Source organism: Chryseobacterium electrogenes (assembly GCF_053553015.1).
The window spans coordinates 404119-426393 of sequence record NZ_JBNPPB010000002.1 but is presented as its reverse complement, the minus strand read 5'-3'; the positions used below and the strand labels follow the sequence as shown (position 1 = coordinate 426393).

Genomic DNA, 22275 nt, shown 5'->3' with positions numbered 1-22275 from the left:
CTTCCTAATGTTTTTTGTTTTGCAATCTTGTGATGAAGATATTACTAAAAGTAATAATAAGAAAAAAACAAATTTCGCATCACAAATCATCTATAATGCCAACATAATACAAAGAGACTCTGGACAAGTAAAAGTACGATTTATCGCACCTTTATTAGAAAAATATGAGCTCATAGACTCTCCTTATGTAGAAGCAAAAAAAGGAATTTATCTTGAATTTTTTGATCTTAAAAAATCCGAAATCCCAGGAAAAGTTTGGGCTAAATATGCTAAACTTGATGAGAAAAAAGATTTTTATTTTGCAAAAGGTCGCGTTAAGATCATTACCAACGAAGGTCAAACTTTTGTAACAGAAACCATTAATTGGGATAAGAGAAACAAAAAAATGTACACCAAAGATACTGTCTTTGTCTCTGATAAGGATGGGAATATCTTAGTTGGTGCCAACGGAATGGAAGCTAAAGATGATTTCTCAGAGTACACATTCTATAACAGTTCTGGTAACTTCAACACAAAAAATCTTCCGGAAACCAGTAGATAATGGGCGTTTCTAATTATTACGCAATCGGATTAATGTCCGGTACAAGTCTTGACGGCTTAGATATTTGTTACGTTAATTTTCTAAAAAAGGAAAATAACTGGAACTTCGAGATCATACAAGCAGAAACGATTAACTACAGCGAAGATTGGTTTTTCAGATTAAAAAATGCAATTAATCTAGACTCTCAGGATTTACTCGCGCTTAATTCTGAATATGGCTTTTTTCTCGGTGAGCAAGTCCTTCATTTTATAACCAAACATAATATTGAGAATATCGATATTATTGCTTCTCATGGACACACCATTTTTCATCAGCCAGACAGAAAGTACACTTTACAGATTGGTGATGGACGAGCTATCCAAATTTTAAACAAAAAAAATATTGCTTATGACTTCCGTAGTCAGGATGTTTTATTAGGAGGCAACGGTGCGCCTTTGGTCCCCATTGGCGATCATCATTTATTTTCAGAGTATGCAGCTTGCATCAATCTTGGCGGTTTTTCTAATATTTCGCTTGTAAAAAATGAAAAACGATTGGCTTTTGACATTTGTCCGGTTAATATTGTCTTGAATGATTTGGCTTCAAAACTAGGGGAATCAATGGACGAAAACGGCAATATTGCCAAGTCAGGAACCATTAATCCTACAATTCTTAAACAATTAAATCAATTGGAATTTTATCAAAATCCAGCACCAAAATCTTTGGGAATAGAATGGGTATTGAGAGAGATTTCTCCTTTATTAATTAATGATTCTGTAGAAAATCTTATTGCTACTTTCACAGAACATTGCGCTACTCAAATTGCAAATATTCTGATCCAAGAAAATATCTCCAATGCCTTATTAACAGGCGGTGGCGCTTACAATAATTATTTAATTAACAAAATAAAAGCAAAAACTAAAACCGAAATTATTATTCCATCACAAGAAATAATCAATTTTAAAGAAGCTTTAATTTTTGCCTTTATGGGAGTATTAAGATTAAACAATGAGATTAACGTATTATCTTCTGCTACAGGAAGCTTACACGATCATTGTTCAGGACTGTTATTATCTCAGTAATTTTATAATTGCTCGATTTTATCCGTCAATGTGTTGATAAAATTTTGCAACGGTTTTTCTACCATCATTTTTATAAAAGGATTAAATTTCCCTTCAAATAATAATTGTACTTCAGTCTGAGTATCAGAAACTGTAGTCATATTTCCTGTTAATGCAAAATCAAGACTAGAGCTCGCGGATTTTAAAATCACTTTATTATCAGAAACTTCGTCAATTTTTAGCGCGATTTCTGGCATTCCTTTCAATCCAAATTTAAAACCATCTTCTCTTGCTTCAAAGTTCTGAAGACTGTCTGGCATTAGTGCTTCATAATCTTTTGGTGACTTAAGCATTTCTACTAATTCTTTGGATGATTTATTTACGATAATTTTTCTTCCTTCTAAATTCATTTCTCTATTTTTGTAATTAATTAAAGCCTTGCAAATGTATAACGTTTTTATCAATGAAAAAAGATTAATTCTCAATAACAATCCCGAAAATACTGAGAGAAACATAGTTTATGAAGATCCACATCAATTTGATATGGTTTTAGATTTATTACAAAATACTTCAACTAAAGATGTAACGATATATTTCCAGGATATTGAGACACTATGGAAGGATTTCCAGGCACATTTCAAAAATATTTTTGCTGCTGGTGGCGTTGTTAAAAATGCTGATGACAAGATTCTTTTCATTCACCGACTAGGAAAATGGGATCTGCCGAAAGGTAAAATAGAAAAAGGAGAATCTAATGATGAAGCAGCCTTGCGAGAAGTAGAAGAAGAATGTGGCATTACGCAGTTAGAGATTATACAATTTATTAACTCTACCTATCACATCTATGTTGATCGTGATGGCACCAATATTCTAAAAACAACACATTGGTATAACATGAGATATCGCGGGACAAAAGAACCTATCCCTCAGATTGAAGAAGGTATTAATGAAGTGTCTTGGAAAAATAACTCAGAAATAGAGCGTGATGTCTTACCAAGCACCTTCAAAAATATTGTTTTAATTCTAGAAAATTACAAGCAAAAGAATCAATAAAAACAAAACCAGAGCATTAACTGTTCTGGTTTTATTTTTTAATTTATATAAAATCAATAGATCGCTCAAGAGCAATTCCTCTAGAACCCTTTAAGAGGATATTATGAGTTTTAATTGGATTAACTTTGAGATAATCAATTAATTTTTCTGTAGAATCAAATGCCAATTGTGACTCATTAACATCTTTAAAACAAGCACCAACCGTTATAATTTCATCAAATTGAATAGATTGTGCTAAGGCTAAAATTGATTGATGTTCTGCAAAACTTTCTTCGCCAAGCTCCAACATATCACCCATAATTATGGTTTTAGAACCTTCAAAAGTTTTAAAATTTTCTAAAGCAACAGTCATACTACTAGGATTGGCATTGTATGTATCCAATACTAAAGTTTTACCATCTTTTTGCTGAACCTGAGAGCGCATATTACTAGGGAAATAAGATTCGATTGCAGATTTTATTTGGTCAAATTCTATCCCAAAATGTAATCCTAAAGCTACACCAGCAGAAAGGTTGGTAAAATTATAATGACCTGTAAGATTAGATAATAATTTGTGATTTTGGTATGATAAACCAACAAAATGATCTTTAGCAAAAACCTCGAAAAAATAGTCTGAATATGAACTTCCAAAACTTATGATATGAGGATAATCTTTACTTTTTTCTAACTGAATTGTATCAAGCTCATTAATTAATATTGTCTGTTGATTTGATTTTAGATAATCATATAACTCAGACTTACCTTTTATAACGCCTTCTACTCCACCAAAACCTTCTAAATGTGCTTTTCCAAAATTAGTAATATAACCAATATTAGGCTGAGCAATATTACAAAGTTGCTCGATTTCTTTTTGATGGTTAGCACCCATCTCCACAACAGCAATATCATGCTCAGGCTTTATGGATAAAAGTGTTAGCGGAACACCGATGTGATTATTAAGATTACCAAAAGTATATTGAACATTAAATTTCTGGCTCAGCACTGTACTAATCATTTCTTTAGTTGTTGTTTTGCCATTGCTCCCTGTCAATCCAATAATAGGAATTGTAAGTTGTTGACGATGATATAATGCTAATTCTTGTAAAAAATCCAGTGTAGAATTAACGTAGAAAATATTTTGGTCTGTATTTTCAAAAGAAGAATCTTCTACAATAACTGCTAATGCACCGTTATCAATAGCTTCTTGAGCTTTTACAGCGGCATTATAGCTCTCACCAGAAAAAGCAAACAAAATATCATTATGACTAACTTTTCTACTATCAATAACACAATTATTAGATTGCTTATATATGGAATAAAACTGTTCTACATTCATATTTCAAAATTAATATTTCTAATCCTTATAACACAAAAAAAGCAGTAGAAATTCTACTGCTTTTATATTTTCTTAAAGACTCAATTATCTTTTTGTTCTTTTACCAGCTTCTTTTGCATCTTGAGCAACACGGAAACCAATCCACCCGAACGCTTTAGACTCATCTTTAAAGCGTCTTTGTCCTGGATCTAACCAATATGCTGAGTCTAACCATGATCCGCCTTTTACAACTCTAACTGTATTAGAAATATTAGTTGTTACTAGGCCTTTTTTATCTTTTTGTAACTTTACATTACCATTCTTATCAACAACAAATCTTGTTTTTGTAGAATTGTACATGTTATAAGCTGTACTATCATTTTGTAATCCTCCTGCATCTAGAGAAGATTGAAAATCTCCATCTCTATAATTACGATCATCAGCTACTACTTTTTTCTCAACATCTCCAGGAAGACCTCTGTAGACCAAACGTCCATCAGCTAAAGTGTCATACTTAATATTAGAAGCATCAACTTTCTTATAAGTGCCATCTGGATTTTTAACAGATTGCATTACTACATTACCTCTAAAATAATTGAAATCACTAAAATCTTCATCTATCTGAGGACGGTAAACATCCGCTACCCACTCTGAAACGTTACCATACATCCCGAAGATACCAAGATCGTTAGAAGGATATTGTTTTACGTCTGAGGTAGTAGGCGATCCATCATTTTTCCATCCAGAAACACCAGAATAATCTCCTCTACCTTGTTTAAAGTTTTCTAAATACATCCCTCTGTTTCTACCTTTTTTACCTTTAAGACTTACAATCTCTGGAGTTTTACCTTCATAATTATTGTATTGTCTTTTTTTCTGTAATCCTAATGCAGCAAACTCCCACTCTACCTCTGTAGGTAATCTAAATTTCTCTACAATTCCAGAAGTTGTTCCTCTGTTAGCTGCAGCTATACGTTGATTAGATGTTTTAATACCCGTTGATTTTTCTAGTTTTGCCTTATTAACAACACCTTCTAGATCGGGATCGCTAGATTTATATTTTTCTAAGCTAAAAGTACTTTCACCTTGGAAGTTACCATCATTGGTATATAAATCTTTGCTTATTACTCCTTTTTGCATTAGTGCCTTTTCGTTAGCACGATCTGTTAACCAGTTACAGTATTTAGTAGCTTGCAACCAAGAAACACCTACTACAGGATAATAATCATATTCTGGAGAACGGAAATAGGTTTCTGAAAAGTCATTTCTAGATAGCTTATTGTTCCATACTAAAGTATCTGGAAGAGAACCGTTATAAATATGCTTAAAACTAGGATCAGATGGTGGAAAAACGAATTTTAACCAAGTCACATATTCTCTATATTCAGAGTTAGTGATTTCGGTTTCTCCAATAAAGAATGAGCTTGTCTGCATACGACGTGGCGTATTATTCCAGTCATGCATGACATCATCTGCTACTAATCCCATGGTAAACGTCCCGCCTTCTACGTAAACCATATTAGGCCACGCTTTTTGCTTTTGCTGTTTTCCAGAAAAAAAGTACCCATTCTTATCATTAGGTTTCCAACCAGTAGTGCTGGTGAAACGCTTAGTTCCTCCCCCTTTTTTGGTATTACCGCCTCCGCAACTTACAAGAATCATAGCAGACCCTACTGCAAGTATAGAAAACAACTTAATTTGTTTCATAGTTGATATTAACATTTACAAAGTACAAAGAAAAAAATAATAATTTAATAAATCAAATAAAGATTTGTTTTTTTACAAAACGTTTATAAATTAATTTTATTGTTATGTATCTTTTTTTTAAAAAATTCGTTTATTTTGTAGATTATAAAACGATGCAATGAAAGAAAGATTACTTTTCGTAATATATTTAATAATTAGCCTTCCACTTTTCTCCCAAAAAGTCATCCTTAAATGGGAAGGTTCTAAAAGTGTAAATTATGGGACTGAAAAATTAAATTTCCCTTACTTTACCAACGAGGGATATACATCTGGTACAGACGGAATAAGCTACACTACTTCTGTTAAAAATAGCGGCAACACGATTAATGTCGAAAATATGCAATGGGTAAAAATAGACCCTAAAGATTATTTTGACATTAACCCAAGTAGTTTACCTAACAGAGATAACATTGCAATTATATATAACAACTATAATAGTTCTAATAATGCTATTGAGTCCTCAGTAAGTGTTAATACCTTAAAACAAGAAAACAACACGGTCTATAGATTGTTATCATTTGATATTACAAACACTGGTAAGCCATATGTAAGAAAAATTGCAAAAAAAATAGGAAATACAGAAAATCCATTAAAAAACGGAACATTCTATAAAATAAAAGTAGATAAAAGTGGGGTTTTTAAAATTACGAGAAAATTCTTGCAAGATAACGGTATCAATCCAAGCAATATAAATCCTAAAAACTTCAGAATCTATGGTAATGGAGGGCTTATGCTACCAGAAAATAACCTAGATAACCGTTATGATGGTTTACAAGAAAATGCCATACAAGTTATCGGAGAAGATGATGGCGTCTGGAATGAAAATGATTATGCTCTTTTTTATGCACAAGGCCCTAATGGTTACAACTTATACAATGGCGCTAGTAGAAATACAAGAAAAGAAACAAGAAGTGATACGCCTTATAATCTCATAAATATATATGAAAACTTTGCCTATTATTATATCAATTTTGATGTTGGACCTGGCAAAAGGGTTAATGATGATAATATCAATGCGCCTGCAGAATTAATTACTCGATATGATGACTATCAATATATTAATGAGGAAAAATTCAATCTATTAAAACTCGGAAGAGTATGGGTGGGAGATTCTTTTATAGGGAATAAAAAAGTTAGCTTTAATACAAGGTCTGCACTAAAAAGTGATGATGAAATAAAAATCAGAACTAGAGTAATAAGCTTTAACGGCAAAGGAAACTTCATCACCTTTAATATTAATAATAATCCTCCAGATCAATACAACCCGTCTGATGAATATAGCCCTATAGTTATTAATAAAACTATATTTGGGTTAACCGGAAACAGCATAGACTTCAATTATACAACCAATATGAGCGTTAACCCTAATGGTCAATTCTATTGGGATTATGCTGAGGCTACTTATCCTCAAGATTTGACTTTTAATAATAGTCAAATGAATTTCCGAAAGTATAATATTGATGAAGGAAGTCAAGATCTTTATGGTTTTTCTATGACGAGCATTAATGGCTTAGAGCAGATTTGGGATATTTCTGATATAACCAATGCCAAAAGAAAGATTAACAAAAGCGGAAGTAACTCAGTTTTTAATTTTGGTTACCTAGCAAATAGCACAGTTTTTAATAACGAATTTGTTGCCTTCAATCAATCGGCGGCCTTTAATCCTCAATTTGTTGCTAGAATAGACAATCAAGATCTATCATCTATTACCAATGTAGATTATCTAATCATTACTCAGCCTAATATGCTAGGCGAAGCACAAAGATTGGCAAATTACCATAGAACAAAAAATGGATATAATGTAGAAACTGTAGATGTTAACAAAATATACAATGAATACAGTAGTGGAAGCAAGGACATAACGGCTATTAGAGACTTTGTCACAAAACTAAAAAGACAATCCAATACTCTAAAATATGTTTTTATCTTAGGAGACACCTCTTATGATTTTAAAAATCGAATACCTAATAATTCTGACATTATACCTAGTTATCAAAGTGAATACAGTGGTGACCTAACATCCTCCTACGTAACAGATGATTATTTTGTAATGACAAGCCCTCAAGATGCTAGCGAAATAATCCGACTTATCCCAGATTTACCCATTGGCAGATTACCAGCAGCCAATATCTCGGAAGCAAAGTTATTAATTGATAAAACATTGGCCTACTACAATGCTCTACCTGGGCAATCTACACCTTTTGGAGAATGGAGAATGAAGTTAGATTTTGTCGTAGATGACGATTTCGATAATAATCTCCCCTTTCATAAGACTATAAACAACGCAATCGTTGCCAACTTCGAAAATAATACTGATAAACCAGAATATAACATTAGAAAATTATACCTTGATGCTTTTCCTGCAGAAATATCTGCCGGAGGACAAAGATATCCGCAGATTAATCAAGCTATAAGTAATGATATTAGTAATAGTAATATGATTTTTTATTTTGGGCATGGTGGTATTAATGGTTGGGCGCAAGAACGTGTATTAACATCGTCAGAAGTCAATAATTTCAATAATTACAACTCTGTATTTTCTAGATTCCCTCTAGTATCTACAATTACCTGTGAGTTTACCTTATGGGATGACCCTAACACCAACTCTGTTGGAGAACAAGTCATAAAACAGAAAACAGGAGGTGCAGCAACAATGATAACCTCTAGTAGAAAAATAGGTGTATCTTACGGAGAAGAATTTTCATCTAAATTTATCAACAAGCTATTTACACTCTCACCAGATCAGGATTTTTATACCTTAGGTGATGCGTTTTTATCTGCAAAAAAAGAACATAAAGCTCATGCTGATCATTTAAGAGTTAATTTTTTAGGAGACCCTGCAATGAAAATGGCTCGCCCAAAAAAACAAATGGAAATTACAACTATACCTGATCAGATTAGAGCTCTAGACTTTATAAAAATCAATGGTCAAGTCAACAAAGCTGATGGCAGTCTTGATAGTAGCTTCAATGGACGAGTGATCATCAATATATTTGAGCAGAAACTTAACAAGTCAACACTTAATAATGACAAATTACCTCCTAAAGGCAATCCCCCTGTATCCATGCTTATGAATTACAAGGAAGAAGGAAGCCCTATCGTAAAAGCATCCGGGACTGTTGTTAATGGCAAATATACTGTAGAATTTTATGTCCCTAAAGATATTAATTACGAAATAGGAAATGGTAGGATATTAGCCTATGCAGATAATAAAAGTTTTGATGTTTTCACAAATAAAGTTCAAAAAATCGGTGACATCAACCCTAATGGCGTTAATGATCAAGAACCTCCAAAAGTTAACTTATACATGAATAATACTAACTTTGCCAATGGCGGGATCACAGATCAGAACCCTACACTTCTAGCTTGCCTTACAGATAATCTCGGCATTAACTCTACTGGATCTGGTATTGGCCATGATATTACAGTAATCTTAGACGGAGAAGTAATTAATACTGTTGTACTTAATGATTTTTTCTCTGCTGGAGAAGGCAACGGATGTATTAATCCAAGTTTAGCAGATTATCAAAAAGGCAATGTGTCCTTTCCTTTCAGAAATTTAAAACCAGGAGAACATCAATTAACCTTTAAAGTTTGGGATATTAACAATAATTCTACAACATCTACGTTAAACTTTGTAGTTAAAGACGAATCCAATCAACAATTAATAATTAACAGACCTCTTAATTGGCCTAATCCATTTACCAATAAGACTTATGTTCAATTTGAACATAATTGTGATGAACTTTTAGACGTTAACGTTCAGATTTACACTATTACAGGAAAATTGGTGAGAACATTAAGCGCCAATGTTACCGCAGAACCATTCTTAGAAGGTTTTAGAACACCAAGACAAGCCATAGAATGGGACGGAAAAGACGATTTTGGAGATACTGTAGCAAAAGGTACATATATTTTTAAGATATTTGCACGTAGCCAAAATCAAGATAAATGCAAAGGAAGCGCTACAGCTGTAGAAAAAATGGTACTACTAAAATAAAAAATTAAATAATTTATAATAAACAGCAATTATTGCTCAAAAAAAACAAAACATGAATTTTACAAAAAAACTCTTTTTAGGTTTTGGCTTGGGAATTGGCGTTGCCTCTTATGCTCAGGAAATTAAGCCCGTACTAACAGGAGCTCCTTTTCTTAGAATTTCTCCAGATGCCAAATCAGGAGGTATGGGAGATCAAGGGGTAGCAACCTCTAGTGACGTATTTTCACAATTTTGGAATGCTGCTAAATATCCCTTCGCAAAAAACTCATCAGCAGTTGGTGTTAACTACACACCGTATATGAGTAAATTAACAAGTGATGTATTTTTACTCTACGGATCTTACTATACATTCTTAGATGACGAAGAAAGATCTACATTAAGTGCCAGTCTTTATTACTTCAATATGGGAGAAGTTAATATGACTTCTCTAAATGCGGCTACAGGAACTGTCGAAGATGGTGGAACTGTAAAACCTAATGAATTTTCATTAGATTTAGCTTATGGTTTAAAACTTTCTGACAATTACTCTATGGCAGTAACAGGGCGTTTTATACGTTCTGATCTAGGTGCCGGCTTTAACTCTGATAATACAATGAAAGCTGCTAATACATTTGCAGTAGATGTTGCAGGTTACTATATGTCACCTAAGCATCAAAGTTTTGGAGATTATGAAGGTCGCGTAAAAGGTGGTTGGGCAGTACAAAACTTAGGTCCAAAACTAGATTATACAGGCGATGAAAACTCAAGATCTTACCTCCCAACTATGGCTAGATTAGGTGTTGGATATGACTTATATATTGATGATCTTAATAGATTCAGCTTAAGTGTTGAAGGATCAAAACTATTAGTACCTGGGCCTCAATTTATCGGAAACGATAGCGACGGAAGACCTCAATATGAGATCGCCAACGTTGGTCCAATTGCAGGAATTGGTAAGTCATTTAATAACAAAAAAAGTATCATGTTAAGTGGTGGCGCAGAGTATTCTTATGATGATGCTTTTGCTATCAGAGCTGGTTACTTTACAGAGAGTCAAGCGCAAGGAGCAAGACAATTTGCAACTGTTGGTGTTGGTCTTAAGTATCAATCATTCGGGTTAGATCTTTCTTATCTTGTTAATATGTCAAAAGTAAACACGGCTCTAGATAACACATTAAGATTTGGATTAACTTGGAATATCGGTAGCGAAACCTATAATTCTCAAGATTATTAATTTTAACATATTAGTTAAGATAAAAACTTATAAAAGCCTCAATATTGAGGCTTTTTCTGTTATTTTTGTAACATGATGAACTACTCTTCAGAACTTAAAAAATTCCTTACAAGTCAATATATTTTTGCTGGTGCAAGAATAGCTTTGGCGATCATTATTCCGAGTGTCATACTAGCACATTTCGGTTTATTACAAGAGTATTTCCTCTTTCCTATCGGTACCAGTTTTGTAGGATTAGTAGATCAGCCAGGCCCATTTATTAGAAGACGTAACACTTTAATATTCGCTATTATAAGCTTTGTAACGATTGCGTGTATTGCCACTTTAGTAAAAGACATCCCAATTGCAGTCTACCTAGAAATCATTATTCTCGGTATGTTCTTTTCATTGATAGGTGTCTATGGGACAAGACTCGCCGGCCTTGGATCTTTATCATTAGTCGTTCTTAGTATCTTTATTGACGGGCATCTTACGGGACATGAAATTATAAAAAGCATTGCTATTTTTCTTGCTGGTTGTACATGGTTTTTAGTTATATTTCTGATTGTATCAACATTACAGCCTTACCGTCTAGCCAGTCAAATGGTTGGCGAAAATTATCTAGAATTAGCAGATTACCTCAGAATTAAAGCGAGGTTTTACAAGAAAAATGAAAATATAGACGATCTGATTAATCAGTTAATTTCTCAGCAGGTTAAAATCAAAGATCATCAAGAAGCAACGCGCGAAATTGTTTTCAAAACCAGAAAAATCGTTAACGAATCTACAACGCAAAGCCGAATTCTGATGTTGATGTTTCTCAATTCTATTGATCTATATGAGAAGCTTCTTACTTCAGAAAATGATTATCGAAAACTAAACAAAGTCTTTGGTGAAACAGAAATATTAGGTAATATGCACAATTACCTTTTGGATCTTGCAGACGAAATCACCAACATTGGTATATCACTACAAGGTGGTATTAGGGCTAAAGAAGGCATTAATTTTGACAACGAACTCAAAAAAGTGTACGACACCTTTTATGAGCACCGCCTAAAAGAGCTTAACTCTAGGACGCTAGAAGATTTTATATTACTTCGTCAAGTATTAATGCGCATAACGGATGTTACAGACGAAATAAAAACCATTTTTAGGGTCTATAGACAAGATATTAAAATGGCAAAAAGTCTTTCTACTGCATTAGATTTAGAAAAATTTGTCCCAAAGCAAGAGAAGCTTAACTTTAAAATTTTAATTAACAACTTTTCTTTACAGTCAGGGCACTTTCGTCATGCTGTAAGAGTAACTTTAGCTTTACTTATTGGATACTTATTTTCTAAATTAGAATTTTTAAGCATTGGACATTCATATTGGATTATGATTACCATTACTGCAATTCTAAAACCAGCATACAGCACAACAAAACATAGAAACTGGTTAAGACTTTACGGGACTATTGCGGGCGGAATATCAGCTTACATCCTACTCTATTTTATCAATAACGGAACCGTTTTGTTATTTATATTACTAGCGTCTATGACCTTATGTTTTAGTCTATTAAGATCAAAGTACTTTTGGGCAGTTTTTTTCTTAACCGTCTACGTATTCTTATCTTTTAATTTTTTGAAACCAGGCAATATCAATCTAATTTTCAAAGACAGAATAATAGATACAGCTATTGCTGGAGCGGTGACTTTTTTGGTAGCTTATTTTATTTTGCCAGTTTGGGAGCATACACAAAATTTGGATTTGATGAAGAAATCTGCCAAAAGTAATCTAGAATACTTTAGAGTTGTGATGGATTTTTTCATTCATAAAAAAGAAAATAATGAAGAATATCGTCTTAAAAGAAAATCAACCATAATAGACTTAGCCAATCTTTCTGACAATTTCCAAAGAATGATTTCTGATCCTAAGAATCAACAGAAAAAATTAGAAACAGTGCATCAATTTGTAACAACGGCACACTTATTAACAGCATACACGGCGTCACTATCTCAGTATGCTAATAACAAAGATTTTTATCCAGAAATTGATAGTCAAAATTGGAAAATAAAAATATCTTCAGAATTAATAAGAACCAACTCTTTGCTTCTTAAGGAAGATTACGACGAAAAAATCATTAATCAAAGCCAGATAGAACCAGACGATCACGTAGACGAATTATTACAAAAACGCCGTCAAGAATTGGACGACCAAGATTATATTGACCGTAGGGATTACACTAAAATTAGTCACTTAACAGAGCTGAAAAATATTCAGGATCTATTAGAATTGATATATGATGTCGCCAAAGATCAAAGGAAAGTTGTAGAGAATTATTATAAAACTCAGTCTACAACAGCAAAACAGTAATCATCAAAAAATGAAACTTTAGCTTTATAAAAATCTTCATTTTCGGAGTCATATACGCGTGCTTTAACTTCAAAATTTTGGTTTAAAACAAAAGGCATAACGTCATAATGTTTTTTTAGCGACCAATGTTTACTATGATGGATTTTGTACAAAGACTCCTTGACGCACCATATCGCAGTAAGAAAGTCTATTTCTTGAGAATTATCTATAAAAGCATCTTCATTCAGGATAAATTTATGTCTGATTTTGGCGATTTTATCTTTTAACTTTTCTAGGTCAATGCCTATTTTTTGTTGAGAAATCGCCAATGCCGCCAACGGAAAAGAATGACTTATAGAAATCTGATAATCTAATGGTTCTAAAAAAGGTTCGCCATTATCTTTATATAGAATTTTGTGATTAGGTAAAAGCTTTTTCAGCATTTTACGAACCATTAATACTTCAATTATTTTTTTTGAATGAAAATCTTTGACCTTATTATAATTCTCTGGTTCTAACAATTCTTGCATATCTAGAACTTCTGCCTCATCATATTTCCAAATTAATATCTGGGCTGTATCATCAGAAAAATCTTTGTATAAAGGCATAAGGAATAATTATGGCTCAAAATTAGTAAAAACTTACAGAGTGCAAAAACCTATAATGAATTACCTCATCTTAAATTTTCCTTAAATTTTCAGTATTAATATTTTTTTAACAAAATCATTATTAAATTTGTACCATCAAATGAGAAAAGGAATTGTCTATATTTTAATGAGTATATTTTTGCTATTTATAGCAGAAAGTAAGAATTATGCTTATTTTCAACATACATTCGGTAGTCATTCTTCTAACTCCTTGACTTCCAAATTAGCAAAAAAACATTACAACACCTTATCTTTAGAAAAATCATCATCTCAGCATCATGACGATTCTCTAGATTTTCCAGAAGAATTGAAAACTGAAGCTTTACAATATTCTAATATATTACAAGCTGTAACATTAGTCAGTCTATTAGGCTTAGGCTACATTTTAAATTTACTTTATCTTAAAAGAAAAAAACGTTTCTTTATAGATATAACAAACATTTCCCCATCTACCAGAACATTTATTCTTTTTCAATCCATTAGAATATAAAATTCTCTACTGTAAAAAACACAATATTTGTTGTTTTAGGAATGATTTTTGACATCAATTCCTCAATATTATTTACCAAAACTATATCATTTTAGGATTGGTCGTCTACCCCATTATTATTTCTACAATTAAAATTAAAAGTATGAAAAGAGTTGCATCTTTATTTGCACTCAGCACATTGTTATTTTTGGCAAGCTGTAACAAGAAAAAAGAAGAAAAAGAGGAAGAAAGCATCTATCCCGTAACCTCTCCTATTAAGATGGATACAATTATTACAAAAGAATTTGTATCTCAAATTAGATCAGAAAAAAACATTGAGATCCGTGCTCAAGAAAAAGGCTTTCTAGAGAAAGTTTTTGTAGACGAAGGTCAATACGTAAATGCAGGACAAGTCTTGTTCCGTATTATGCCACAGCTATATCAGGCAGATGTACTAAAAGCAAAAGCAGAGGTTGCCCAAGCTCAGATAGAACTAGAAAATGCCAGCACGCTTGCTAACAACAATGTGGTTTCTATCAACGAAAAGAAAATGGCAAAAGCCAAATTAGATGCGGCAAAAGCTGAATTAAATTTAGCTCAGACTCACCTTTCTTTCACGACCATCAAAGCACCTTTCTCTGGAATCATCAACCGTCTTCCTCTAAAAATAGGAAGTCTTGTAAGCGAAGGCGATCTATTAACAAGCCTGTCTGACAACGGTGGAATTTTTGCATATTTCAATGTATCAGAGCCAGAATACCTTAATTATCAGATGCATTCTGACGATCGCGGCAACGATTTAGTTTCTTTAATATTAGCTAACGGCGAGGCTTATACTGACAAAGGTATCATCCAGACCATAGAAGGAGAATTCGATAATGAAACAGGAAATATTGCTTTTCGTGCTAAGTTCCCTAATCCAAAAAAACTCCTAAGAAATGGCGAAACAGGTAAGATATTAATGACTCTACCGTTAAAAAATGCGATAATCATTCCGCAAAAAGCAACCTACGAAATACAAGATCAAATCTATGTTTTTGTTGTTGATAAAAATGGAATAGTAAAATCTAAAAATATCAAAATTGCGTATGAACTTTCTGATTTGTACGTAGTTTCTTCAGGATTAGATACTGGAGATAGAATTCTATTAGAAGGTGTCCAAAAAGTAAAAGACGACCAAAAAGTGAAAGTTAAGTTTCAAGATCCGAAGACCGTTCTTCAATCTTTGAAATTAAATGCTGACTAATTTTTCATTATTAAGAAAAAAATTATGTTTAAGAAATTCATACGCAGACCCGTTCTGTCTATTGTAATCTCATTGATTATAGTGTTCTTGGGAATTTTAGCTTTAATGTCGCTTCCCGTAACACAGTTCCCATCTATCTCTCCTCCTAAAGTAAATATTACCGCATCTTATCCTGGCGCGAATAATGAGTTGCTTATTAAGTCTGTAATTATCCCGCTAGAAAGATCAATCAACGGTGTTCCTGGGATGAAATATATGGCATCCAATGCTGGTAATGATGGTGAAGCTGCAATCCAAGTTGTTTTTGACCTTGGTACAGATCCCAATGTTGCCGCGGTTAATGTACAGAACCACATTTCTTCAGCTATTAATAAATTACCTCCACTTGTGGTAAGAGAAGGGGTTAAAATTACTCGTGAAGAACCTAACATGTTAATGTACATCAATCTTTACAGTGATGACCCAAAAGCCAATCAAAAATTCTTGTTCAACTATGCTGATATTAATGTTCTTTCAGAGTTAAAAAGAATAAAAGGTGTTGGTACAGTTGATATATTAGGAACCAGAGAATATGCCATGCGTATTTGGTTAAAACCTGATAGAATGACGGCTTACAACATATCTTCTGATGAAGTAATGAGTGCTTTGGATTCTCAAAGTATAGAAGCTTCACCTGGTAAAACCGGAGAAAGTTCAGGTAAAAGATCTCAATCTTTTGAGTATATCTTAAAATATCCTGGTCGTTACAACAACGAAAAAGATTACGGAAACATCATTCTGAAATCAAATGCCAATGGTGAGTTTGTAAGACTTAAAGATATTGCTGATGTAGAGTTTGGAAGTTCTATGTATGATATCTACTCTACGCTTAATGGCAAACCTTCTGCGGCAATTACCGTAAAGCAATCTTACGGCTCCAATGCCAGTGAAGTTATCAAGAATGTAAAATCCTTAATGGAAGATCTACAAAAGACTAACTTCCCGAAAGGAATGCATTATGAATTAAGTTATGACGTTTCTAGATTCTTGGATGCTTCTATAGAAAAGGTTGTTCATACTTTATTTGAAGCCTTCATATTAGTGGCGATTGTTGTATTCTTATTTTTAGGAGACTGGAGATCAACTTTAATTCCAACGATTGCTGTTCCGGTATCGCTAATTGGTACTTTCGCGGTTATGTCAGCATTTGGTATTACTTTAAATATGATATCGCTTTTCGCTTTGGTTATGGCAATTGGTGTCGTCGTCGATGATGCGATTGTCGTCATAGAAGCCGTCCATGCCAAGATGGAAGAAAAAGGATTATCACCACTGAAAGCTACGGAAGAAGCAATGCATGAGATTAGTGGTGCAATTATCGCTATTACTTTGGTTATGGCTTCGGTATTTATTCCTGTTGCTTTTATGAGTGGTCCTGTTGGGATATTTTATCGTCAGTTTTCTATCACGATGGTTTCTGCAATTATTTTATCAGGAACAGTTGCTTTAACATTAACGCCTGCTCTTTGTGCTTTAATATTAAAAAATAACCACGGTAAAGTAAGAAAGAAAACACCTATCAATATTGTTTTAGATAAATTCAACAATACCTTTACCAAAGGACAAGGTAAATATGAAGGCTTATTGAAAAAAACAGTAACTAAGAAATTCTTTACCTTACCCGTATTATTAATTTTCTGTCTTGGCACTTATCTTCTCAGCAACAGCTTACCTTCAGGATTTGTACCAGCAGAAGATCAAGGGATGATTTACGCCATTATACAGACGCCGCCAGGATCAACCTTAGAAAGAACTAATCAGATTGCTTTACAATTACAAAAAGCAACCGAAGATGTGGATGGTGTACAATCTGTATCATCACTAGCTGGTTATGAAATTTTGACAGAAGGTACAGGATCTAACTCAGGAACTTGTCTTATCAACCTCAAAAGCTGGGACGAAAGAAAAGAATCTGCGGCAGAGATTATAGAATTATTGGAGAAAAAAGCTAAGGAAATCCCTGGTGCTAATATAGAATTTTTCCAACCGCCATCTATCCCTGGTTATGGTGCAGCTGGAGGATTTGAACTTCGTCTTTTAGATAAAGCAGGAAGTGGTGATTACCGCAAAATGGAAACTGTAAGTAATGATTTTGTTAAAGAATTGAAAAAGCGTCCAGAATTAGGTTCAGCCTTTACTTTTTACTCAGCGAGTTTCCCTCAATATATGCTAAAAGTAGACAATGACTTGGCAGAGCAAAAAGGTGTTTCTATAGACAAAGCGATGGATAACTTATCAACTTTAATTGGTTCTAACTACGAGACCAGTTTTATTAGATTTGACAGACCTTATAAAGTTATTGTACAAGCAGGCCCACAATATAGAGCTTTACCAAGCGATATATTAAAGCTTTATGTTAAAAATGACAAAGAACAAATGGTGCCTTATGCAGACTTTATGAAGTTAGAAAAAGTATACGGTTTATCAGAAATCACGCGTCATAATATGTACAATGCCTCAGAAGTAAGTGGATCTCCGGCGCCGGGTTACAGTAGTGGACAAGCAATTAAAGCCATCCAAGAAGTTGCTGACAAAACTTTACCAAGAGGTTACGGCATCGATTGGGCGGGGATTTCTAAAGATGAAGTATCTCGTGGAAACGAAGCTGTTTATATCTTCTTGATTTGTTTAGGATTCGTTTATCTAATTCTTTCTGCACAATATGAAAGTTTCATTCTTCCTTTACCTGTAATTTTATCATTACCAACGGGGATTTTCGGAGCGTTCTTATGTTTAAAATTATTAGGATTAGAAAACAACATTTATGCTCAAGTTGCAATGGTCATGCTTATCGGGCTTCTTGGTAAGAATGCAGTATTAATTGTAGAATTTGCCGTTCAGAAAAAAGCAGAAGAAGGAATTTCGGTTGCCAAAGCAGCTATAGAAGGCGCAACGATACGTTTCCGTCCAATCTTAATGACTTCATTTGCATTTATTGCAGGACTTATTCCTTTGGTAATGGCAACAGGTCCTGGTGCAATTGGTAACAGAACAATTGGTACAGCAGCAGCTGGCGGGATGTTAATTGGTACAATTTTCGGATTAATGATTATCCCTGGTTTATATTATATTTTTGGTAAAATTTCGGAGAAAACTAAGTTATCTTACTATGAAGAAGAAAACCCATTAACAGAACAAACCGAACCTTACAAACACGATGACAAATATGAAGACTAATAGAATAGTAATCACAATACTAGGAGTTTCCTTGGCGCTTGCAAGTTGTAAAGCACCACTGGCAACCCAGACTCAAGATAAACTAAAAGAAAATCTTCCGCAGAACTTTAACCAAACAGAAGCGGTGACAGAAAACAACTCTGGCATCACACCTTGGAAACAGTTCTTTACAGATCCTAACTTAGTCAGTCTAATTGACGAAGCCTTAAAAAATAATCAAGAATTATTAATCACGCTTCAACAGATTGAGATTGCAAAAAGTGACGTTCTTTACAAAACAGGAAGACTAAAACCAACTGTTAGCGCGGGCATTGGTGCTGGTGTAAAAAAAGCAGGACGCTACACTAGCGAAGGTGCTGGTGATGCCACAACAGAAATTAAACCCGGAAAAGAAATGCCCGATCCACTTGGGAATTTTGAAGCTGGCTTTTCTGCAGATTGGGAACTTGACATTTGGCACAAGCTAAGAACCGAAAAAAAATCTGCGGTAGCACATTATCTATCTACGGTAGAAGGTAAAAATTTCGTTTTGTCTAGCTTAATTGCAGAAGTTGCAGAAAATTATTACGGCCTTTTGTCTTTGGATAATCAGTTGGATATGATCCATCAATATATGGAACTTCAAAAGAAAGCTCTAGAAGTTGCCAAAATCCAAAAACAAGCAATGGCAGCAACCGAATTGGCTGTAAAAAAATTCGAGGCAGAATTGGCAAAATCAAGCGCTACCGAATATGATCTTAAACAGCAAATTACCGAACAGGAAAATCAAATAAACGCTTTGTTAGGGCGTTTCCCGCAACCTATTGCAAGGAATAAAGAAAGCTTTATGACGATTATTCCGCAAACGGTTTATACTGGCGTACCTTCTCAATTACTAGCCAACAGACCTGATATTAAGCAAGCTGAATTAGAATTGCAAGCGGCAAAATTAGATGTAGAAGCTGCGAGAAAAGAGTTTTATCCAAGTTTAGAAATTAATGCAACTTTGGGTCTAGAAGCTTTCAAACCATCTTATCTGGTAAAGATGCCACAATCTATCGCTTATAATCTTGCAGGAGAATTAGCTGGTCCGCTTATTAATAAAAGTGCTATTCAGGCTAATTTTAAATCGGCAGATGCCAAACAAATCCAAGCATTATATGAATACGACAAAACGATTCTGAATGCTTATCTGGATGTTGCTAATCAAATGTCGAAAATCAAAAACCTGGATCAATACTATCAATTAAAATCCCAAGAATCCAAAGCTCTAGATCAATCCATTGATATTGCCAATCAATTGTTTAAAAACATGAGAGCCGATTACCTCGAAGTTCTGATGAATCAACGCGATGCTCTGGATGCAAAAATGGAATTAATTGATGCTAAAGAAAGACAGTTAAGTACAGTTGTCAGCATATACAAAAGCCTTGGTGGCGGCTGGAAATAACAAAATATAAATTTTTTCTCTCTAAACGCTGGGCGGTTTTAATCTTCGGATTGAAATCGTCCTTTTTTTATTTTAAATGGTTGATATTTGTAACGAACATCAATTAAAAATGTCTAATGAAACTACAACAAAAATTTATTTCTAATAAAATGATTAACTCTATAAAATATATAATTCTTTGTTTCGCCGTAGTTAATTTTTCTTTTGCACAGACGAAAACTGAAACTATAAACATTGCAAAAACTGAAAAAATCAATTCTAAAATATTAAATGAAAATCGTACCATCAACATTTATTTACCTGAAGAATATGATGCAACAAAAACCGAAAAATATCCTGTTATTTATATTTTGGATGGAGGAATAGACGAAGATTTTTTTCACCTTACCGGGATTGTTAGATTTAATTCTCAATCCTGGGTTAACCGATTGCCACAATCTATCGTTGTCGGAATTGAAAATATTAACCGCAGAAAAGATTTCACTTTTGCCGTGACTAATACAGATTTTATAGAGAAAGAAGGTTTCAAAAAAGAGCAATTTCCACAATACGGAAACTCAGAACAATACATCGCCTTTTTGGAAAAAGAATTACAACCTTACATCAGCAAAAATTATAATTCAAATGGCAAAAACACTATTATTGGTGAATCTTTAGCAGGTCTTTTAACAACAGAAATTTTACTGAAAAAACCTCAACTTTTTGACAATTATATCATCATCAGTCCAAGTCTGTGGTGGGGAGAAAAGCAATTATTAAAAGACGCTAATTCTTTAATCCAAAAAAATCTTAAAAAGAATGTCAATGTCTATATTGGTGCGCCTAGCAAAGATGAAGATGTTAAAATGTACAACGAAGTAAAAAGTCTTTATAAAATTTTGGAAAAGCAAAAAAACATCAAAATCAGTTTCGATTATATGCCAGAAGAAACGCATGCAACGGTGATCCACCAAGCGGTTTATAATGCCTTCAGGGTTTTTAGTAAGAAAAAATAATATTAAAATGATTTTCTATCAAAGTACCTCAATTGAAATTGTATAAAAAAGCTTCGACGAGCTCAGCGAGACAACTCGAATAACTTTTTCTTCCTGATAAATGATATCAGGCTGAGCCTGTCGAAGTCATTAAGTGATAAAACAGAACATCCTATTAAAAAAAGCGATATTTAACCATATCGCTTTTTTAATTAAATTATTTCAAGATTTCTTTTAAGAATAACAACGTATGATTCCATGCGCGGTCAGCCATAACTTTATTATATTCTTGAGATTCTGGATTGGTAAATGTATGACCAGAATTAGCATAAGTAATGATTTGCCAATCGGCTTTACCTTCATTCATTTCTTTAACTAAATTATCATAATCTTCCTTAGACACACTTTTGTCATTAGCAGGATACTCCACCAGAATCTTGGTTTTAATTAAATTATTAGGACGATCAGCCGCCTTGGACAAACTCCCATGAATACTAACAACGCCAGCCACAGAAAAATCTCCACGAGCTACTTCTAAAGCACCTGTCCCACCAAAACAATAGCCAATAACAGCAATCTTATTAGCAATCGCTCCTTGCTTTTTCAATTCTTCTAAAGCCAAAGCTATACGATGTTGATAAGCTTTAAAATCACTTTTGTAAGACCCTGCAATTTTTGCTGCAGATGCGTTATCCACAGGACTATTTCCCTCGCCATAGATATCTGCGATAAAGGCAATATAGCCTTGTTTTTCTAGATCCAAAGCGGCTTGTTTGGCTTCATTGTCAATGCCTTTCCAAGCGGGAAGAATCAAAACGCCAGGCAGCTTTTTACCCGCGTTAGCACTCACCATTCCATTTAATTGTTGGACACCATCTTTATAAACAATCGTTTTTAGTTTTTGCGCGTTAGCATTCATTCCAAAAGCGACTAATAAGCATGTAATAATTGTATTTTTCATAATATTAAATAGTTATAATATAATTTTATTGAATATTTTATGTCTTCAAAATTAATAGATTCCATTGAAAAAAATAGCATTCTAGATTGAATTAGATGTTTTTATATCTTGATTATATGTCGTAATTTTGCAC

Annotated in this window: 16 protein-coding genes; 11 read left to right on the top strand and 5 right to left on the bottom strand. The window is 33.5% G+C overall.

The window, feature by feature from the left end; all coding sequences use genetic code 11:
* Positions 1 to 7 precede the first annotated feature (7 nt).
* Complete coding sequence (gene lptC, locus ACQQ6V_RS01930; RefSeq protein WP_448846167.1) at positions 8 to 541, top strand: LPS export ABC transporter periplasmic protein LptC; 534 nt, start codon at positions 8 to 10, stop codon at positions 539 to 541.
* The gene (locus ACQQ6V_RS01925; protein WP_448843909.1) at positions 541 to 1602 is read left to right on the top strand and encodes an anhydro-N-acetylmuramic acid kinase; all 1062 of its coding nucleotides are present in this window, start codon (positions 541 to 543) and stop codon (positions 1600 to 1602) included. The genes lptC and ACQQ6V_RS01925 overlap by 1 nt, the downstream gene beginning before the upstream one ends.
* Positions 1603 to 1604: 2 nt before the next feature.
* On the opposite strand, the gene ACQQ6V_RS01920 is transcribed toward ACQQ6V_RS01925, so the two are convergent.
* Positions 1605 to 1991, bottom strand: a complete 387-nt coding sequence (locus ACQQ6V_RS01920; RefSeq protein WP_448843908.1) for an SRPBCC family protein — start codon at positions 1989 to 1991, stop codon at positions 1605 to 1607.
* A gap of 34 nt (positions 1992 to 2025) precedes the next feature.
* Between ACQQ6V_RS01920 and ACQQ6V_RS01915 the strand changes: the two genes are divergently transcribed.
* Positions 2026 to 2634, top strand: coding sequence for an NUDIX hydrolase (locus tag ACQQ6V_RS01915; protein WP_448843907.1), 609 nt, complete (start codon positions 2026 to 2028; stop codon positions 2632 to 2634).
* Positions 2635 to 2677: 43 nt separating this feature from the next.
* On the opposite strand, the gene ACQQ6V_RS01910 is transcribed toward ACQQ6V_RS01915, so the two are convergent.
* Both ACQQ6V_RS01910 and gldJ read right to left on the bottom strand, forming a co-directional pair.
* Positions 2678 to 3949 (bottom strand): UDP-N-acetylmuramoyl-tripeptide--D-alanyl-D-alanine ligase, encoded by a 1272-nt coding sequence (locus ACQQ6V_RS01910; RefSeq protein ID WP_448843906.1) that lies wholly within the window; start codon positions 3947 to 3949, stop codon positions 2678 to 2680.
* An 84-nt stretch (positions 3950 to 4033) separates the two neighbouring features.
* A complete protein-coding gene (gene gldJ, locus ACQQ6V_RS01905; RefSeq protein WP_448843905.1) occupies positions 4034 to 5635 on the bottom strand; it encodes a gliding motility lipoprotein GldJ in 1602 nt (533 codons plus the stop codon).
* 157 nt (positions 5636 to 5792) lie between these two features.
* Between gldJ and porU the strand changes: the two genes are divergently transcribed.
* The 3 genes from porU to ACQQ6V_RS01890 all read left to right on the top strand — a co-directional run bounded on the left by porU (position 5793) and on the right by ACQQ6V_RS01890 (position 13221).
* Positions 5793 to 9674 (top strand): type IX secretion system sortase PorU, encoded by a 3882-nt coding sequence (porU, locus tag ACQQ6V_RS01900; protein ID WP_448843904.1) that lies wholly within the window; start codon positions 5793 to 5795, stop codon positions 9672 to 9674.
* Positions 9675 to 9726: 52 nt separating this feature from the next.
* A complete protein-coding gene (gene porV / locus ACQQ6V_RS01895; protein WP_448843903.1) occupies positions 9727 to 10887 on the top strand; it encodes a type IX secretion system outer membrane channel protein PorV in 1161 nt (386 codons plus the stop codon).
* Between the two features lie 72 nt (positions 10888 to 10959).
* Positions 10960 to 13221 (top strand): FUSC family protein, encoded by a 2262-nt coding sequence (locus ACQQ6V_RS01890; protein ID WP_448843902.1) that lies wholly within the window; start codon positions 10960 to 10962, stop codon positions 13219 to 13221.
* Here ACQQ6V_RS01890 and ACQQ6V_RS01885 read toward each other — a convergent pair.
* Positions 13197 to 13808: a 4'-phosphopantetheinyl transferase family protein gene (locus tag ACQQ6V_RS01885; protein WP_448843901.1), complete on the bottom strand. Its 612-nt coding sequence runs from the start codon at positions 13806 to 13808 to the stop codon at positions 13197 to 13199. The two genes, ACQQ6V_RS01890 and ACQQ6V_RS01885, sit on opposite strands and share 25 nt — an antisense overlap.
* A gap of 139 nt (positions 13809 to 13947) precedes the next feature.
* Between ACQQ6V_RS01885 and ACQQ6V_RS01880 the strand changes: the two genes are divergently transcribed.
* The 5 genes from ACQQ6V_RS01880 to ACQQ6V_RS01860 all read left to right on the top strand — a co-directional run bounded on the left by ACQQ6V_RS01880 (position 13948) and on the right by ACQQ6V_RS01860 (position 21202).
* Positions 13948 to 14337 carry a hypothetical protein gene (locus ACQQ6V_RS01880; RefSeq protein WP_448843900.1) on the top strand — a complete coding sequence of 130 codons (390 nt, stop codon included), beginning with the start codon at positions 13948 to 13950 and terminating at the stop codon, positions 14335 to 14337.
* A gap of 142 nt (positions 14338 to 14479) precedes the next feature.
* Positions 14480 to 15562: an efflux RND transporter periplasmic adaptor subunit gene (locus ACQQ6V_RS01875; RefSeq protein ID WP_448843899.1), complete on the top strand. Its 1083-nt coding sequence runs from the start codon at positions 14480 to 14482 to the stop codon at positions 15560 to 15562.
* Positions 15563 to 15586: 24 nt separating this feature from the next.
* On the top strand, positions 15587 to 18778 hold the full coding sequence (locus tag ACQQ6V_RS01870; protein WP_448843898.1) for an efflux RND transporter permease subunit: 3192 nt from the start codon (positions 15587 to 15589) through the stop codon (positions 18776 to 18778).
* Complete coding sequence (locus tag ACQQ6V_RS01865; RefSeq protein ID WP_448843897.1) at positions 18768 to 20207, top strand: TolC family protein; 1440 nt, start codon at positions 18768 to 18770, stop codon at positions 20205 to 20207. The genes ACQQ6V_RS01870 and ACQQ6V_RS01865 overlap by 11 nt, the downstream gene beginning before the upstream one ends.
* A gap of 116 nt (positions 20208 to 20323) precedes the next feature.
* Entirely contained in the window at positions 20324 to 21202 is an 879-nt protein-coding gene (locus ACQQ6V_RS01860) for an alpha/beta hydrolase (protein WP_448843896.1), read from the top strand.
* Positions 21203 to 21398: 196 nt separating this feature from the next.
* Here ACQQ6V_RS01860 and ACQQ6V_RS01855 read toward each other — a convergent pair whose 3' ends face one another.
* Positions 21399 to 22142 (bottom strand): dienelactone hydrolase family protein, encoded by a 744-nt coding sequence (locus ACQQ6V_RS01855; protein WP_448843895.1) that lies wholly within the window; start codon positions 22140 to 22142, stop codon positions 21399 to 21401.
* Positions 22143 to 22275: the final 133 nt, after the last annotated feature.

What these genes read in the sequence shown, in the direction of transcription:
- ACQQ6V_RS01865 (WP_448843897.1), top strand. Translation starts at nt 18,768, where the DNA reads ATGAAGACTAATAGAATAGTAATCACAATACTAGGAGTTTCCTTGGCG.
- ACQQ6V_RS01910 (WP_448843906.1), bottom strand. Translation starts at nt 3,949, where the DNA reads ATGAATGTAGAACAGTTTTATTCCATATATAAGCAATCTAATAATTGT.
- porV (WP_448843903.1), top strand. Translation starts at nt 9,727, where the DNA reads ATGAATTTTACAAAAAAACTCTTTTTAGGTTTTGGCTTGGGAATTGGC.
- ACQQ6V_RS01920 (WP_448843908.1), bottom strand. Translation starts at nt 1,991, where the DNA reads ATGAATTTAGAAGGAAGAAAAATTATCGTAAATAAATCATCCAAAGAA.
- gldJ (WP_448843905.1), bottom strand. Translation starts at nt 5,635, where the DNA reads ATGAAACAAATTAAGTTGTTTTCTATACTTGCAGTAGGGTCTGCTATG.
- ACQQ6V_RS01860 (WP_448843896.1), top strand. Translation starts at nt 20,324, where the DNA reads ATGAAACTACAACAAAAATTTATTTCTAATAAAATGATTAACTCTATA.
- ACQQ6V_RS01915 (WP_448843907.1), top strand. Translation starts at nt 2,026, where the DNA reads ATGTATAACGTTTTTATCAATGAAAAAAGATTAATTCTCAATAACAAT.
- ACQQ6V_RS01925 (WP_448843909.1), top strand. Translation starts at nt 541, where the DNA reads ATGGGCGTTTCTAATTATTACGCAATCGGATTAATGTCCGGTACAAGT.
- lptC (WP_448846167.1), top strand. Translation starts at nt 8, where the DNA reads ATGTTTTTTGTTTTGCAATCTTGTGATGAAGATATTACTAAAAGTAAT.
- porU (WP_448843904.1), top strand. Translation starts at nt 5,793, where the DNA reads ATGAAAGAAAGATTACTTTTCGTAATATATTTAATAATTAGCCTTCCA.
- ACQQ6V_RS01880 (WP_448843900.1), top strand. Translation starts at nt 13,948, where the DNA reads ATGAGAAAAGGAATTGTCTATATTTTAATGAGTATATTTTTGCTATTT.
- ACQQ6V_RS01875 (WP_448843899.1), top strand. Translation starts at nt 14,480, where the DNA reads ATGAAAAGAGTTGCATCTTTATTTGCACTCAGCACATTGTTATTTTTG.
- ACQQ6V_RS01885 (WP_448843901.1), bottom strand. Translation starts at nt 13,808, where the DNA reads ATGCCTTTATACAAAGATTTTTCTGATGATACAGCCCAGATATTAATT.
- ACQQ6V_RS01870 (WP_448843898.1), top strand. Translation starts at nt 15,587, where the DNA reads ATGTTTAAGAAATTCATACGCAGACCCGTTCTGTCTATTGTAATCTCA.
- ACQQ6V_RS01890 (WP_448843902.1), top strand. Translation starts at nt 10,960, where the DNA reads ATGATGAACTACTCTTCAGAACTTAAAAAATTCCTTACAAGTCAATAT.
- ACQQ6V_RS01855 (WP_448843895.1), bottom strand. Translation starts at nt 22,142, where the DNA reads ATGAAAAATACAATTATTACATGCTTATTAGTCGCTTTTGGAATGAAT.